A 15,459-nucleotide genomic window follows, 5' to 3' on the forward strand; every position below is an offset into this window, starting at 1 on the left:
TTTGTATACTATAAAATTACTAGCATCTTATACATACTTCTTAAGCTTATCTTCTAAAACCTTTTTAGGCGAGAATCCTACAAGTTTATCTTCTACTATTTCTTTATTAAATACCATAACTGTAGGTATGCTTGAAATATTATATTTTGATGATATCTCAGGGTTTTTATCTACATCTACCTTTACAAATTTTATTTTATGTCCATATTCCTTATCAAGTTGTTCCATAACAGGGGCTAACATTTTACATGGTCCGCACCAAGGTGCCCAAAAATCCACAACTACTGCTATATCTGAACTATACACTTCATTATTAAAACTTTTATCATTTATTTCTTTTATCATTTTAAATCCTCACCCTTCCTTATTAAATAAATAGATTTACATTTGAATCTTCAGTTTGACCTAGATAATAACCAACTCCGCCAATTTTTACTCCATCAATTAGTTCTTCTTGTTTAATTCCCATAACATCCATAGACATTGAGCAAGCAACCACTTCTACACCACTATCCATTGCTGATTTAATTAAGTCTTCAAGAGAGTTTATATTTTTATTTTTCATTACTGAGCGGATCATTTTAGCTCCAAGCCCCATCATGTTCATTTGGGAAAGTTTAAGCTTTTTACTTCCTCTTGGCATCATAAATCCAAACATTGAATCAATTAAACCTTTTTTAACAGATACTTTTTCAGGTTTGCGTATGATATTAAGACCCCAGAAGGTAAACAATATAGTAACTTTACTTTCCATTGCAACTGCGCCATTTGCAATAATAAATGCCGCGATAGCTTTATCTAAATCACCACTAAAAACTACCATTGTCTTATTGTTTTTTTGCAACTCAGTCGATGGACATGAATTATCAACTTTTATAGGATTATTGATGCCTTTTTTTATAAACGCATAAATCATACCTTTTTCTTTTTTTAAATCCATTAATTCATTTTTTGTTTTATTACACCAAGCTCTAATATCCTCATAAAAACCAATGTCAGAAGCTATTACTTTTAATATTTGACCTTCACTTAATTCGTCAATACTCGCTTTAACTTTAATTAATGGTCCAGGACAACACATACCACAAGCATCTAGTACTTTATCAAATTTAATAACGCCTTTATCTACTGCTTCCCCTGCAACTTGAGTAACTGAGTCTAAACTCTGAGTTTTAGCTTTATTACTAATATCAAGTTCCTTTGGCTTAAAATTTAGAACTGAAGCTGATTTATAACCTCCAGTTAAGTTTTTAACTTTGTATCCTTTTGGAGCGAGCATTCTTGAAGCTATATATCCTTTAAGACCTATTGAACAGTATTCAAGGATTTCTTTATCAGCATCGAGTTCGCCTATTCTTTCTCTTAAACTATCTATAGGAATATTTACAGCATTCTCAAGATGTCCATTACCGAATTCCATTTCAGTACGTAGATCTAAAAGTGTAACATTTTCTTTATCATAGGCCATAAATTGATCTGGTGTTAATACGTCCATTCTTCCTGCTAGTACATTTTCCGCAACATATCCCGCCATATTCACTGGATCCTTAGCTGATGAGAAAGGTGGTGCGTATGAAAGCTCAAGTTCTGTTAAATCATAAATCGTTCCTCCGAATCTAATAGCTGTTGCTATTACGTCAATTCTCTTATCCACTCCATCATAACCAACACCTTGAGCTCCAAGAATTTTACCTTCATCGTTAAATATAAGTTTTAATGTCATTGAAAGAGCTGCAGGGTAATAAGAAGCATGAGCCACGGGGTGAATGAATATAACTTTATAAGGGATATTAAGTCTTCTTAAAGTTCGCTCATTATTGCCTGTACTTCCAGCTGTTAAGTCGAAAACTTTAATAATTGAAGTTCCTTGGGTCCCCTTATAAGTAGTTTTAAGGCCTGCTATATTATCAGCTGCAATTCTACCTTGCTTATTTGCAGGACCAGCAAGTGGTATTGCAGTTTTTGTTTTATTCACAAAATCTACAACTTCAATAGCATCACCAACTGCAAATATTCCAGAAACACATGTTTCCAATTTTTCATTTACTAATATATGTCCCTTAGGTCCAAATTCTATTCCACTATCCTTCAAGAATCGAGTATCAGGAATTACTCCTATTGCGAGTATTACCATATCGGTCTTTAATTTTTTACCACTACTTAAAGTTATTTCGACGCTATCGTCTATATCTTTAAAAGATTTTACTCCATCGTTTAAAATCATCGAAACACCATTATCTTGAATTTCCTTTTCAATGTTTAAAACGATATCTGTATCAAACGGAGCCATTACATGAGGAGCTGCTTCTACCAAAGTAACATCAAGGCCTCTTTCTTTTAAATTTTCAGCCATTTCCACTCCAACAAAACCACCGCCAATAATTACAGCACTATTAATACCTTTTTTGTCTACATATGCTTTTATATTATCAGTATCTGGTATGTTTCTTAAAGTGAATATTCTTTTACTGTTAATCCCTTCTATATTAGGTCTAATTGCTTTTGCTCCTGGTGATAATACTATATAATCATAGCTTTCTTCATAAGTGCCACGAGTCTTACTTTTCACTGTTACTGTCTTTTTACTCGAGTCAATTTTAGTTACTTCGCTGTTATTTCTTACATCTATATTAAATCTAGTCTTGATACTCTCAGGTGTTTGTACTACAAGCTTCTCTCTTTCCTTTATAACTTCACCTATATAATAAGGAAGTCCACAATTTGCAAAGGAAATGTATTCATCTCTTTCAAACATAATTATTTCTGCCTCTTCATCGAGTCGTCTAATTCTAACTGCTGCTGTAGCTCCACCAGCTACTCCACCTACAACTAATATTTTTTTCATTACAAATATTCCCCCTTGTATTCTTATAATTATTTACTAACTCAATATTAAAATTGAATTTATTAACTTTATTATTCTTTCATCTGTGATTTTATAGTTTACTTCAAGTCCTTTTCGATTGCCCTCTATTACACCAGCATATCTTAACTTCTGTAGATGTTGTGAGACAGTAGATTGAGGAATCTTTAGACAAGTCTGCATGTGACTAACATTGCATTGACCTTGATCTAATATGCCTTTTACTATGCATAATCTAATAGGATGTGCTAATACTTTTAAGATTTCTGTAATTTCACTATATTTTATATAATCTGCATCCATAGATTCCCTTCTCTCCTGAATTTTATTCTAAGCGATATTTAGTTCAAATGTATATCAAGAACATACTTCAATTCTTAGATGGTAATCTTTCATAACCATTGTTATATCTTAATATTACGATATAACAATATAATAACACATATAAAATAAAAAGCAATAGAAATATCAATAATAATTAAATATTTATTTATAACTTATTGATAAAAAAGATGCACGAAAATTTAAAATAGTTCTATGTAATAGACTTCTTAAATTTATCTATTACATAGAACCTAATTAAAAATTCGTGCTTTTTTATTTATTACAAAATAACTAGTATTTTATTCCTTTATTGTTTTTTTATTAATGCTATAACCTTACCTTTTTCTTTTCTTAAATCAATTAATTCATTGTTTGTTTTATTACACCAAGATTTGATATCCTCATAAAAGCCATTATCTGTCGCTGTTACTTTTAATATTTGGTCTACATCTAATTCATTAATATTATTTTCAACCTCAACAAATGGTCCAGGACAACACAACCCACAAGCATCCAGTGCTCTATCATATTTATCAATGTCTTTTTCTGCTTTTTCTTTCAAAACTTGAGTATCAGGATCTAAACTGCTTATCTTTTCTTTATCACCACTATAAGCATCTTTTAGCTTAAAATTTGAATTCGAAACTGACTTATAGCCTCCAGTTAAGTTTTTAACTTTGAATCCATTTTGAGTTAAAATTCTAGACGCTACATACCCTCTTAGACCTACTTGGCAGTATTCAAGTATTACTTTATCTTTGTCTAGTTCACCTATTTTTTCTCTTAAATCGTCTACTGGTATATTTATGGCATCTTTAATATGCCCATTATTGAATTCTATTTCAGTACGTACATCAAGAAGTATTGTATTTTCTTTCTCATAAGCCATAAACTGATTCGAGGTAAGTACATCAACTCTTCCTGCGAGCAGGTTTTCAGCAACATAGCCTGCCATATTTACTGGATCCTTAGCTGATGAGTAAGGTGGCGCATAACAAAGCTCAAGTTCTGTTAAATCGGTAACCGTTCCTCCCAGCCTTATAACTGTAGCAATTACATCTATTCTCTTGTCTACTCCATCATAACCCACACCTTGGGCTCCAAGGATTTTGCCATCGAGATTAAAAATAAGTTTTAGCGTCATTGAAAGAGCATCAGGGTAATAGGAAGCATGGGATACGGGATGAACAAATATAACTTTATAAGGAATATTAAGCCTTGTTAAAGTTTTTTCATTATTACCTGTACTTGCAGCAGTTAAACCAAATACCTTTATAATTGAGGTACCTTGAGTTCCCTTATACGTAGTTCCAAGACCAGCTATATTGTCTGCTGCGATTCTACCTTGCTTATTTGCAGGTCCTGCCAATGGAATTGCCGATTTTTGCTTATTTACAAAATCAACTATTTCTATAGCATCACCTACTGCAAATACGTTAGATGCAGATGTTTCCATTTTATCATTTACTAATATATGACCTTTAGGTCCAAATTCTATCCCACTATCCTTTAAAAATCTAGTATCCGGAGTTACCCCTATTGCAAATATAACCATATCAGCCTTTAATTTCGAACCACTTCTTAATGTTATTTCGACGCCTTCGTCTATGTCTTTAAAAGCTTTTGCTCCATCGTTTAAGATAATCTCCACACCGTTGTCTGAGAGTTCTTTTTCAATTGATACAACAATATCAGTATCAAAAGGAGGCATTAAATGACGAGGTGATTGTACTATAGTGACCTTAAGGCCTCTTTCTCTTAAGTTTTCAGCCATTTCCACACCAATATAACCTCCGCCAATAACTACAACAGAATTAATGTCCTCTCTATCAACATATGCTTTTATATTATCAGTATCTGGAATATTTCTTAAGGTAAATATTTTTTTACTCTTTATGCCTTCTATATCAGATTTTTTTGCTTTCGCTCCCGGTGATAACACTAAATAATCATAGCTTTCCTCGTAAGTTCCAAGGACTTTACTATTAACTGTTACAACTTTTTTGACAGTATCAACAGAAATTACTTCACTGTTATTTCTTACATCTACATTAAACCTAGCCTTCATACTCTCAGGTGTTTGTACTAAAAGCTTATCTCTTTCTTTTATTACATCACCAATATAATAAGGTAATCCGCAATTTGCAAAAGAAATGTATTCATCTCTTTCAAACATAATTATTTCTGCATTTTCATCTAGTCGTCGTAGTCTGGCCGCTGCTGTTGCCCCTCCAGCTACCCCACCAACAATTAGTACTTTTTTTATCATAAATATTCCCCCTCGTATTATTCTAGTTGATTTACTATTTATTATTTCTCTATATTTAATTTTATACTTAACATAATGTGAATTTCTATTTAAGCATTACCTAGTTAAATTGTATTTCCAAGAAGATATTCCACGACTTAGATGGTAAATATTTTTAAATCCATTGTTTTTCAAAATAGTCACTGCTCTAGGACTTCTTCCACCTGATGCGCAATATACAAGTATTGCCTTATTTTTGTATTTATCAAGTTCATTAACCTTTGTAGGAAGAAGCTGAACCGGAACAAGCTTTGCTCCTGGAATGTGACCATTATCATATTCTTCTTTAGTTCTTACATCTAAAATAAAAAATTCACTATCATTACTTAAAAGCTTATATGCCTCTTCTGAACTTACATTTTTGACCAATGAATTAAACATAATTTTGCCTCCTAAAATATAGTCTATATTTGTACTATTATTATTATTATTATTGTTATTGTTATTGTTATTGTTATCGTTGCAATTAATTGTTATATCTTAATATTAAGATATAACAATATAATAACACATATAAAATAAAAAGCAATATAATATCATATTTTATAAAATATTTATTATTTTAAATTTTCTTTAGCAACTTCTATTTCAAATCCATCTACAAAATTTTTTACATCCTTTAATTTAGTATTCTCTGAAACAGAATCTGGAATACCTAATTTCTCGTATACTTTTTCAATCTCAATTTTAGTTCCAATTGAAACCTCTTTTATTGTCATATATCCTTTAATTTCATCCACATTCAATTTTGATTCTGCTGTTATTTGCTTTGGAATTACTTCAAATACTCCAACTGTTCTACTTATAAATACGCCTGTAAAAAATAATACTACCACTAGTATAATTACAAATAAAGGTTTTAATGTCTTTTTTCCTATTTTATATTTTAAAGCGCCCTTCAATGGACAAGAAATTACACATATTTGACACCCGATACATTCTGTTGATGTTACCTTATCAGCGTTTGCTACATCAATGTTCATTGGGCAACTTTTACTACATAAATTACAATTAATGCATATATCTTTATTTCTAACAATTTTACTTGGACTAATTTTTGAAATAATACCGTATATCGCCCCCATAGGGCAAAGGTATTTACAAAAGAATCTATCATAAAACATAGAACCCACCAAAATAATGACTAGTGTTATTGTTCCAATTAAATATTCAGTAGTTAAACTTGCAAATCCGGCTGATATATGTCCATAAGCTGCCCATGGATCATATGGATCCATCCAAAGTCCTGCTGTTTTCCATGCAAAATATATAGTAACTACTAAAATAATATACTTTAAATATCTTAGAGGTTTGTCTATTACAAGCGGCATAATCAATCTCTTATGAAATATCTTTTTCCCAATTATTCCAAAGAATTCTTGAAGCGCTCCAAATGGACATATTAAACCACAAAAACTTCTTCTAAAGATTACTGAGAGTACTAAAGTAATACCAAAAAGTATCATGGTACCCAAAAATATCTTTTGCAGAAAAGTCCCTCCGAATACCAGACTATAAAAAGTTTCCAATGCTCCATATGGACACAATGCATGTATTGAAGGAGCTACCCCTCCGCCTTGGGCCTGATGTAAATAAGCCTCTCTTGTAACCATAATGAGAAAAAATCCTAATAATACCCACCTTAAATACTTTACATACTTATTACTTTTCATAATACTCCCCCTACCACCATAATTTATTCTCTTTTTATTTCTTCTAGAATTTTAAAATAATCCTTTGAATTAATTTCACCTTTTACATATCTATCTACTAGTGTTATTACTGACGAATTTGTTACTTCTAATCCTTCAATTACAGATTTTTTTTCGCTAAATTCATCAAAACTTATCTCTTCCCTAACATACCTTTTTTTCAATAGTTCCATACTTTTCTCAATAGAATGATTTTCCTTTTGTTTATATAAGAGAAAAACTATTAAACAAATTACTATCAATATAACTAAAATAGATAATATATAAGAACCATAAAAACCATATCCCATATAACGCCCATGCCTCATAAAATTACTCCTTTCCTGCTTGCTTTATACATATAGTAGCACTTTAAAAAAATTGAAATGTGGAATAATTGTGACAAAACAAAAAAAGAAATCCACCTAATTTATAAGTGGACTTCTTCTTAAAAATTTAAAAAAGTTATTTTGATTTTTGTTCCAACATTTACTTCACTTTCTATTCCTAGTTCACAGTTTAAAAGCTTAACTAAATGTTTAGCAATAGAAATCCCTAGACCCGTACCTTTATCTGAGTATTCCCTAGCCTTGTCTGCCTTATAAAATCTTTCCCCGATAAAAGGAATATCCTCTTTGGAAATACCTATACCATAATCAGTTATTGTTATTGATAGAGTTCCCCCGAAATTTATAGCAAGCTTTATTTTACTGTTTTCAGTAGAAAACTTAATTGCATTATCTATAAAAATAATTAACAGTTGCTTAAGTTTATAGTAGTCACTCCAAACTGGAGGCAAATTATCTTCAGATGTTAATTCTAGTTCTATATTTTTTTCTTTAGTTATAGGTCTTAATACTCGTATTATATCTCGAAGTAAGGCTTTAATATCTAGCTTTTGAAAATCCATTGCTACTTTACCAGCTTCTAGTTTACTTAAATTCAGCAAATCTGCTACCATTGCCTCAAGTCTTTTTGTCTCTTGAAGTAATCTAAAATAATTTTCGCGGACTTCTTTTGCAGGGATTATCTCGTCATAGAGTCCCTCAAGGTTTCCCCTTATTATAGTTAGTGGTGTTCTAAATTCATGAGACACATTTGCTACGAAGTCCTTTCTCATTTGCTCAAGTTTCTCTTGCTGCCTAATATTATATTCGAGCCTTGATGATAATATATCGAAGGATGTTGATAACTCTCCAATCTCATCATTTTGGTATATGTTTGTCTTAGTCCTAAAATTCCCATTCGTCATTTGCTGAGCTGCTTCATTAATTATTTTAATAGGTTTTGTTATATTTTTAGAAAAATAGAAGCCTAATAAACCAGCTATAAATACTTCTCCTAAAAGTGCAGCAATTAAATATATAAAAAATTCATTCATAGAATTAGATAAATCAAAAGTAGAAGAGTGAACAATAATAACTCCTATTATGCTTTTATTACTATTTCTAATTGGAACTGCCGCACTCATCATGTTCTCGTCATAGTAAGCATTGTATCCTTGCATTGTTTTTGAGTTACCTTTTAAAGAGCTTGTAATAATTCCTGAGTAGACCTTTTTAAGCTCAATGTTTCCCTTTAAAATATTATCACCATTTTCATAAATTGTTCTGATCTCACCCTTTAAGTTAATTATCCATACTTTTGTATTATCGAATGAACTAACTCCCTTTAAGATATCTTTATACTCCTTTGATTCCATATCCTTTTCAATGAACGGTTCTAATACATTCTGTAGTTTTTGTGCATGTAGAGTAATATTTTTTTCTTTCATCTGAAATATATTATTTTTAAATATATTTATTGCAATTATACCTATACATAGGGTGGATATTAATATTATTAGTACAAACCCTATTGTTAGTTTAGTCGTTATACTTCTCTTAATCATAATTAACCTCAAATTTATACCCAAGCGACCATACAGTTTTAATATTAAAGTTATATTGATCACCAAGTTTTAACTTTGCCCTAAGCCTTTTTATATGAGTATCAACAGTTCTTGGATCTCCAAAATACTCAGTTCCCCATATGTTATCAAGCAGATCATCCCTTGAAAGAATCTTATTAGGTGAATTTGCTAGCATCCATAATACCTCTATCTCTTTTTTAGTTAGATTAACAGTATTATCGTTTATCTTAACAGAATAATTCCCTATGTCGATTTTGAGAGAATTGTATTTAATTACGGTTAGCTTTTCGACTTCACTTGTAACAATTCTTCTAAGAACAGCTTTAACTCTTGCAACAACTTCTCCAGGACTAAAAGGTTTTACTATATAATCATCCGCTCCAGTATCTAAAGCCATTATCTTATCCCCATCATCACTTCTTGCAGTAATCATTATAATAGGTACATTTGATGTTTTTCTTATCTCAACGCAAACCTCTAAACCATTTTTACGCGGCATCATAATATCTAAAAGAATAAGTGCAGGCATATATTCTATATTCTTAATTAAAGCTTCATTTCCATCATTGGCTGTTATTACCTCAAAACCTTCCTTGATAAGGTAAGGTTTTAGAATTTTTATAATCTCTTCATTATCATCTGCAACTAGTATCTTCTTTCCCATAGAATCCCCTCCAGTAAACATTTCTTAAATTATACCATTTTTCAAGCATTGAATTGTGTACTAATTGTGGCAAAAATATAAAGTTTATTTTGTAAAAATGACACAAAAATAACACTTTCTAATACTTTAATTTAGTTATTATATAATCATACCAAATAAAAATCAATTGGAGGATGAATAAATATGAAAAGCAAAAAAATAGCAATTGCATTAACTTTAACTTTAATATTAGGAGTTACCGGATCAGTACTCGCCGCAGAAACTTCTGCTAATACTAAAGCAAACACAACAACTCACCAATCTTTGGGAATGGCTAGAGCCACAGGACTTAGAGGATATGACTTCGTAACCTCTGTGCTTAAAAATAAGCTAGGTTTAACAGACAAACAGATAACCGATGGGCTTAATTCTGGGAAAACAGTATATACGCTTGCTAAAGAAAAAGGAATGACACAAGAAACATTTCAAGCTGCTCTACTCGCAGAAAAATCTAAAGCGGTAGATACCGCTATAACAAAGGGTACTATAACAAAAGAGGACGGAGCTACTTTAAAGACTAATATAAAAACTAACCAATCCTCTTGCACAGGTAATTTCGGCGAAGGAAATAACAAATCTAATGGGACAGGTGATGCCCATGGAAATGGTGGTGGAATGATGGGCAGTAGGAGAGGCATTACTAAATAAAAGCACAAATAATATGATATAATTTAAATATAAAACATGCTAACTTTATTGTTAGCATGTTTTTTTATAGAGAGGAGTGAATATATTGAAAAAATATAAAGTAATATTTCATATCACTTCTATGTTGTTGAATTCATACATTATGATATAGTAATAAATAGTACTTTTATATATTGTAAAATTTGGAGGTAATTATGAATAATGATTTTTTCAAAATATTGGGCATCTTCATTATCTCACTAAATATAATAATATTTTTGATATTTACCTATTATCTGCTTTATGTATTACAAAGCAATATGTTATTGCCCTTAGTCACCCAAATATTCTTTATTTCAAACATATTTTTTTCAATAGGTGTTTACTTTAAAATGAACAAAACCTATAACAATATAGAAATAAAACTTGAAAATGCATATTTATCTGGTTTTGAAGCAATGGCAGCCTTAGTAGATGCTAAAGATTTCTATACAGGAGAACATTCAAAAAATGTTTCAAAATATGTGTCTATTATTTGTAATAATTTAAGTTGTAGTAAAAACAAAGAAGATAGCAAAAATAAAGTTAAAATTGCAGCTACTTTTCATGATCTCGGAAAAATTGGTGTTCCTGACAACATTCTAAAAAATCCTGGCAAATTATCTAATTCAGATTATGAGATAATGAAGACACATCCAATTATAGGTGCAAATGTTATAGATAAAATAGAAGGATTTTCAGAAATCAGCACTATAATTCGGCATCATCATGAAAGGTGGGACGGGGCTGGTTATCCTGATGGGTTAAAAGGAAATGAAATACCTTTTGGATCTCAAATAATTTCTATAGCTGATACCTTTGATGCTATTACGTCAGATAGAGTGTATAGAAAAGGACGAAGCGAAGATATTGCAATAAAAATATTAACGAATGAGAAGGGAAAACAATTCAATCCTGAATTAGTAGATATTTTTATTAAAAGTATTAGTATTCCTAGATATTAAACATATAAAAAAGAATGAAATTAAACATGCTATCTTTACTGATAGCATGTTTTTTATAGTTAAGATTTAATTTAATTTTGCATTGTTGTTCCTTCTAGAGTGGCGAATTAGTTATATTAAACCTTAGTTTTAAAAAGAAATTCAACTAATTCTCGAGCCCTCTCATCACAAATACTATAATTAATCTCTAGCCCATTTCTTTCGCCTTTAATTAATTTTGCCATTCTTAATTTCTGCAGATGTTGAGATAAAGTAGACTGGGGGATTTCTAGACAGTCTTGCATGTGGCTTACATTACATGACCCTTCCTCAAGTAATCCTTTAATAATACATAACCTTACGGGATGAGCTAATATTTTAAGCAATTCTGCGGTTTCATTATATTCCATATAATTCTTGTTCATAACCTGTACCTCTTTCTAAAAATAATTTTGTATTCGTATATTGTTGTATTAATATATTATGATACAAATATTAAATAATATCAATATTTTTATACGTTAACAAATTTCGAGGTACTTATCAATATTTAAAATTTAATTTATGAATATTATAAATTAACATAATTTATTAATTTATCTATATTTTTCTTTTTCGTAAAATCTACTGGCTTGTCGTAACTAGCAAGCATACCTCTTTCATCAGGTGTTAATTCCTTTTTCATTTTTAACTTCCATTGTAATAATGTCATAATCACTTTATTAAAAGGATTTAGCCTACTATAATTAAAGCCTCCCCTTAAATAAAAGAACTGTATATATTTCTGTTCCTCAGGTGAAAAGTTTTTATCTCTCACTTCACTTAACACCTCTTCTCTAAAGGGTGACGCTCCCGTTGCAAAAATAGCAATTTTTTTATCTTTGAGTTTGTCGAGATTTTGTATTATATACTTTATTCCATTTATACCACCAGCATACAACCCAGCGCCATAAATTATAGTGTCATAGGTCATCAGCATATTTAGATTAACCTTTGAAACATCAAAAATATCTGAAGATAACTCCTCTGCAATCCACTCTGCATATTTTTTTGAGAAACCTGTTTTTGATTTGTATATTACTACAGTTTTCATTATTTTCACCTCTTCATATTATTAGACTCTTGAATTCTCACCTACTTTAAACTGTAATCTGTAAAATAAATTATATGCTTATATTAATAGAAAAATTACTTTAGTGTAACATTTTTAAAAATTAATACATATTTTATATTAGAAAAATAAATGTAGTCCCAACTAAAAAAGTTAACTGTTATTAACTTTTTTACCTATAATAAAATTTTAACATTATTAATTTAATTAATTTGAAAGGGAAGAATAATATTGAATAAGCAAAAAGCAGCTTTATTATCTATATTTTCAAATACTGTTTTAATATTTTTTAAAGTTATAGCTGGTATATCAATGGGCTCAGTTAGTGTTATTTCTGAAGCAATCCATTCTTCTATAGATCTTTTGGCAAGTATTATTGCCTTTTTCTCCATTAAAATATCCTCCAAAGCCGAGGATAATGATCACCCATTTGGACATGGTAAGTATGAAAACGTATCTGGTTTTGTTGAGGCTTTATTGATTCTACTTGCTGCCGCTCTCATAGTCTATCAATCCATAAAAAGAATGTTTGAAGGTGGTACTGTTGAGAATGTAAGTGCGGGCATTTTAGTTATGTTAATAGCAGCTGCAATTAACTTTGTTATATCAATGATATTATTAAAAGCGGCAAAAAGAACAGACTCTATTGCCCTAGAGGCTGACGCTATGCATCTTCTAACAGATGTATATACATCCATTGGAGTGTTTATTGGGCTTATATTATTAAAGATAACGAACATACCAATTATTGATCCAATTACAGCTTTACTTGTTGCTACACTAATAGTTAAAACTTCTATAACTTTAATTAAAAAATCTTTAAATGATTTAGTAGATTCTAAGCTTCCGGATGATGATATTTCAAAAATACTAAACGTACTTGACTCGCATTTAGAAATCACTATGTATCATAGCTTAAGAACTAGAAAAAGTGGCGCCACACGAGAAATTAATGTGAACGTCCATGTTTTCGAAAACGTCTCACTAGTTGATGCCCATAGACTCTCTGATAAAATCGAAGAGGAACTAAACAATGTTTTCCCTGAAGAGTCCTATGTAATGATTCATCTAGAACCAGAAACCTCTATTAAGTAAGTTGACTGTAACATACATATAATTGAGTTACAGTCAAAGATTACAATAAAGAATGTAACAAAACTATAGCTAAATCATATTATTAAAAGAGAAAATCAATAGAAGTTGCGTAAAGTAAAATAACTATAAACAAAGGAGGATATAATGGATAATGAATTATTTCAGATTCTAAGTCAGATATACTATGAAAAGTTAGAACGTCTTCAGGATGATATTAAAGATATAAAAAATAATCAGGTAAGGATTGAAAAAAAGTTGAATTTAATGATAGCGAAACTCACAGAATTATTAGAGGTCAAAATTGAAACGAATAGCCAATCAGAAGATTTTAAAAATGTAGATGCCATAACACCAATTGATTTAAGCGACATTACAAAATTTAAAACAGCTAAATAATATTATATAACAAAAAGAAAAATGAGGACCAAATATTTATTTGATCCTCACTTTCTTTATCTAACTCTACGTCCATAAGTAAAATCACCATTTAGTGATTGAATTCTAAGTACAGCACCTGTGTGAGGTGCATTTATCATATTACCATTTCCAACATATATACCTACATGATGAGCAGGTGTTCCGAAGAATACCAAATCTCCTGGTTGAAGATTAGCTCTAGATACAAGTGTCCCTACATTTTGTTGAGCTTCTGAAACTCTTGGTAAATTTACCCCAAAATGTGCAAATACATATTGTGTAAAACCTGAGCAGTCAAAGCCTGATGGGCTTGTACCACCCCACACATAAGGAGTGCCAAGAAATTGTGAAGCATATGCTAAAAGTGAACTTGAAGAATTTGTAGCTCCACCTCTTGAAGGAGTTATGCTAGGAGACTCACTTTTTATATTTCCAAGTGCAACTTGGTTTGCTGCACTAGCTTGGCTTGCGGCTGCATCAGCTTCTGTTGCAGCTACCCTAGCCTGTCTTGCTACATCAGCTTTTTTTGATTCCACTGCAGCTTGTCTTGCAATAGCTGCTTTTTGGGCTGCTTCTTCAGCTTTTTTTGCTGCAATAGCCTGGTCTGTTACAAGTTGTGCAACATATTGTTTTTCTTTAGCTTCTAATTGTGCTACCAATACAGTTTGGTCCGATTTTTGTTTAGTTAAAGCAGATAAATTCTTTTTATTGTCATTTCTTAAAGATAGCAATTTTGTATTTTCTTTATCTAGCGCTACCTTTTTTGAATCAATTGCTGCTTTTTTTGTTTGTAAATCATCAATAACCTTTTGATCAAAGGTGACTATCTTTTTAATATTTTCTAATCTAGATATAAAATCATCTACACCCTCTGAGCCTAATAAAATATCTAAATAGCTTGATGGCCCGTTCATATACATTACTCTCATTCTTTTATCAAAAAGTATCTGTTCTTCTTTAATATCATTCTCTGCTTTTGCGATATTTATTTTAGCTTGTTTAATATCTTTTTGTGTTTTAGTTATATCATTTTCATTACTATCAATTTTAGACATGATTTTTTCAATTTGATTATCCATCATCTGGACTTTACTTTCTAAATTGCTTTTTTGAGTTTGAACCTGTTGAATTTTAACCTTATCTGACGCAGTATCTGCGTATACTGTAGTAAACCCAACGCTCATAGTCACACTAATTGCCATTATGGCTAAAATAATTCTTTTATTCAATTTTCTATCCCCCAACATATAATTTATCTTTAAACATATTATTCACAAATGTTTTTGTTTTCTAAACATAAATACTATGATACACAAAAATTGAAAAAAAGTAAAGCAAATAACTACAAATGTGGTATATATTCGGTATGTATTTTGTGTATTTAGTTAATTATACTCATTTATATCTAAAATTAAGAGCGCAACT

Annotated in this window: 16 protein-coding genes; 4 read left to right on the top strand and 12 right to left on the bottom strand. The window is 30.5% G+C overall.

Annotation, left to right across the window (positions count from 1 at the left end; genetic code table 11):
- Positions 1 to 27: 27 nt before the first annotated feature.
- The 9 genes from trxA to LGK95_RS08215 all read right to left on the bottom strand — a co-directional run bounded on the left by trxA (position 28) and on the right by LGK95_RS08215 (position 9,762).
- Entirely contained in the window at positions 28 to 345 is a 318-nt protein-coding gene (gene trxA / locus LGK95_RS08175; protein ID WP_226123972.1) for a thioredoxin, read from the bottom strand.
- Between the two features lie 22 nt (positions 346 to 367).
- The gene (locus LGK95_RS08180; protein ID WP_226123973.1) at positions 368 to 2,845 is read right to left on the bottom strand and encodes a CoA-disulfide reductase; all 2,478 of its coding nucleotides are present in this window, start codon (positions 2,843 to 2,845) and stop codon (positions 368 to 370) included.
- Between the two features lie 36 nt (positions 2,846 to 2,881).
- A complete protein-coding gene (locus LGK95_RS08185) occupies positions 2,882 to 3,166 on the bottom strand; it encodes an ArsR/SmtB family transcription factor (RefSeq protein ID WP_226123974.1) in 285 nt (94 codons plus the stop codon).
- A gap of 328 nt (positions 3,167 to 3,494) precedes the next feature.
- Positions 3,495 to 5,456 (bottom strand): CoA-disulfide reductase, encoded by a 1,962-nt coding sequence (locus tag LGK95_RS08190; RefSeq protein WP_226123975.1) that lies wholly within the window; start codon positions 5,454 to 5,456, stop codon positions 3,495 to 3,497.
- Positions 5,457 to 5,552: 96 nt separating this feature from the next.
- The gene (locus tag LGK95_RS08195) at positions 5,553 to 5,876 is read right to left on the bottom strand and encodes a rhodanese-like domain-containing protein (RefSeq protein ID WP_226123977.1); all 324 of its coding nucleotides are present in this window, start codon (positions 5,874 to 5,876) and stop codon (positions 5,553 to 5,555) included.
- A gap of 176 nt (positions 5,877 to 6,052) precedes the next feature.
- Positions 6,053 to 7,168 carry a 4Fe-4S binding protein gene (locus LGK95_RS08200; RefSeq protein WP_226123979.1) on the bottom strand — a complete coding sequence of 372 codons (1,116 nt, stop codon included), beginning with the start codon at positions 7,166 to 7,168 and terminating at the stop codon, positions 6,053 to 6,055.
- Positions 7,169 to 7,191: 23 nt separating this feature from the next.
- Positions 7,192 to 7,515 carry an SHOCT domain-containing protein gene (locus tag LGK95_RS08205; protein ID WP_226123981.1) on the bottom strand — a complete coding sequence of 108 codons (324 nt, stop codon included), beginning with the start codon at positions 7,513 to 7,515 and terminating at the stop codon, positions 7,192 to 7,194.
- A gap of 119 nt (positions 7,516 to 7,634) precedes the next feature.
- Positions 7,635 to 9,077, bottom strand: coding sequence for a sensor histidine kinase (locus LGK95_RS08210; protein ID WP_226123983.1), 1,443 nt, complete (start codon positions 9,075 to 9,077; stop codon positions 7,635 to 7,637).
- Positions 9,070 to 9,762 carry a response regulator transcription factor gene (locus tag LGK95_RS08215; RefSeq protein ID WP_226123985.1) on the bottom strand — a complete coding sequence of 231 codons (693 nt, stop codon included), beginning with the start codon at positions 9,760 to 9,762 and terminating at the stop codon, positions 9,070 to 9,072. The genes LGK95_RS08210 and LGK95_RS08215 overlap by 8 nt, the downstream gene beginning before the upstream one ends.
- Before the next feature lie 183 nt (positions 9,763 to 9,945).
- Here LGK95_RS08215 and LGK95_RS08220 point away from each other — a divergent pair, with 183 nt between their 5' ends.
- Both LGK95_RS08220 and LGK95_RS08225 read left to right on the top strand, forming a co-directional pair.
- Complete coding sequence (locus tag LGK95_RS08220) at positions 9,946 to 10,449, top strand: hypothetical protein (RefSeq protein WP_226123987.1); 504 nt, start codon at positions 9,946 to 9,948, stop codon at positions 10,447 to 10,449.
- Between the two features lie 371 nt (positions 10,450 to 10,820).
- The gene (locus LGK95_RS08225) at positions 10,821 to 11,432 is read left to right on the top strand and encodes an HD-GYP domain-containing protein (protein ID WP_226123989.1); all 612 of its coding nucleotides are present in this window, start codon (positions 10,821 to 10,823) and stop codon (positions 11,430 to 11,432) included.
- Between the two features lie 116 nt (positions 11,433 to 11,548).
- Here the strand turns inward: LGK95_RS08225 and LGK95_RS08230 are convergent, their stop codons facing one another.
- Positions 11,549 to 11,836 (bottom strand): ArsR/SmtB family transcription factor, encoded by a 288-nt coding sequence (locus LGK95_RS08230; RefSeq protein WP_226123991.1) that lies wholly within the window; start codon positions 11,834 to 11,836, stop codon positions 11,549 to 11,551.
- Between the two features lie 146 nt (positions 11,837 to 11,982).
- Positions 11,983 to 12,504, bottom strand: coding sequence for a flavodoxin domain-containing protein (locus LGK95_RS08235; protein ID WP_226123993.1), 522 nt, complete (start codon positions 12,502 to 12,504; stop codon positions 11,983 to 11,985).
- Between the two features lie 249 nt (positions 12,505 to 12,753).
- Between LGK95_RS08235 and LGK95_RS08240 the strand changes: the two genes are divergently transcribed.
- Both LGK95_RS08240 and LGK95_RS08245 read left to right on the top strand, forming a co-directional pair.
- On the top strand, positions 12,754 to 13,617 hold the full coding sequence (locus LGK95_RS08240) for a cation diffusion facilitator family transporter (protein WP_226123994.1): 864 nt from the start codon (positions 12,754 to 12,756) through the stop codon (positions 13,615 to 13,617).
- 144 nt (positions 13,618 to 13,761) lie between these two features.
- On the top strand, positions 13,762 to 14,013 hold the full coding sequence (locus tag LGK95_RS08245) for a hypothetical protein (RefSeq protein WP_226123996.1): 252 nt from the start codon (positions 13,762 to 13,764) through the stop codon (positions 14,011 to 14,013).
- Between the two features lie 56 nt (positions 14,014 to 14,069).
- Here LGK95_RS08245 and LGK95_RS08250 read toward each other — a convergent pair whose 3' ends face one another.
- The gene (locus tag LGK95_RS08250; RefSeq protein WP_226123998.1) at positions 14,070 to 15,263 is read right to left on the bottom strand and encodes a C40 family peptidase; all 1,194 of its coding nucleotides are present in this window, start codon (positions 15,261 to 15,263) and stop codon (positions 14,070 to 14,072) included.
- Between the last annotated feature and the right edge of the window lie 196 nt (positions 15,264 to 15,459).

Source organism: Clostridium algoriphilum, assembly GCF_020443705.1.
GTDB lineage: Bacteria > Bacillota > Clostridia > Clostridiales > Clostridiaceae > Clostridium_AD > Clostridium_AD algoriphilum.

Excerpts from the sequence above, each read along its gene's own strand:
- trxA (WP_226123972.1), bottom strand. The coding sequence starts at position 345 with ATGATAAAAGAAATAAATGATAAAAGTTTTAATAATGAAGTGTATAGT.
- LGK95_RS08180 (WP_226123973.1), bottom strand. The coding sequence starts at position 2,845 with ATGAAAAAAATATTAGTTGTAGGTGGAGTAGCTGGTGGAGCTACAGCA.
- LGK95_RS08185 (WP_226123974.1), bottom strand. The coding sequence starts at position 3,166 with ATGGATGCAGATTATATAAAATATAGTGAAATTACAGAAATCTTAAAA.
- LGK95_RS08190 (WP_226123975.1), bottom strand. The coding sequence starts at position 5,456 with ATGATAAAAAAAGTACTAATTGTTGGTGGGGTAGCTGGAGGGGCAACA.
- LGK95_RS08195 (WP_226123977.1), bottom strand. The coding sequence starts at position 5,876 with ATGTTTAATTCATTGGTCAAAAATGTAAGTTCAGAAGAGGCATATAAG.
- LGK95_RS08200 (WP_226123979.1), bottom strand. The coding sequence starts at position 7,168 with ATGAAAAGTAATAAGTATGTAAAGTATTTAAGGTGGGTATTATTAGGA.
- LGK95_RS08205 (WP_226123981.1), bottom strand. The coding sequence starts at position 7,515 with ATGAGGCATGGGCGTTATATGGGATATGGTTTTTATGGTTCTTATATA.
- LGK95_RS08210 (WP_226123983.1), bottom strand. The coding sequence starts at position 9,077 with ATGATTAAGAGAAGTATAACGACTAAACTAACAATAGGGTTTGTACTA.
- LGK95_RS08215 (WP_226123985.1), bottom strand. The coding sequence starts at position 9,762 with ATGGGAAAGAAGATACTAGTTGCAGATGATAATGAAGAGATTATAAAA.
- LGK95_RS08220 (WP_226123987.1), top strand. The coding sequence starts at position 9,946 with ATGAAAAGCAAAAAAATAGCAATTGCATTAACTTTAACTTTAATATTA.
- LGK95_RS08225 (WP_226123989.1), top strand. The coding sequence starts at position 10,821 with ATGAACAAAACCTATAACAATATAGAAATAAAACTTGAAAATGCATAT.
- LGK95_RS08230 (WP_226123991.1), bottom strand. The coding sequence starts at position 11,836 with ATGAACAAGAATTATATGGAATATAATGAAACCGCAGAATTGCTTAAA.
- LGK95_RS08235 (WP_226123993.1), bottom strand. The coding sequence starts at position 12,504 with ATGAAAACTGTAGTAATATACAAATCAAAAACAGGTTTCTCAAAAAAA.
- LGK95_RS08245 (WP_226123996.1), top strand. The coding sequence starts at position 13,762 with ATGGATAATGAATTATTTCAGATTCTAAGTCAGATATACTATGAAAAG.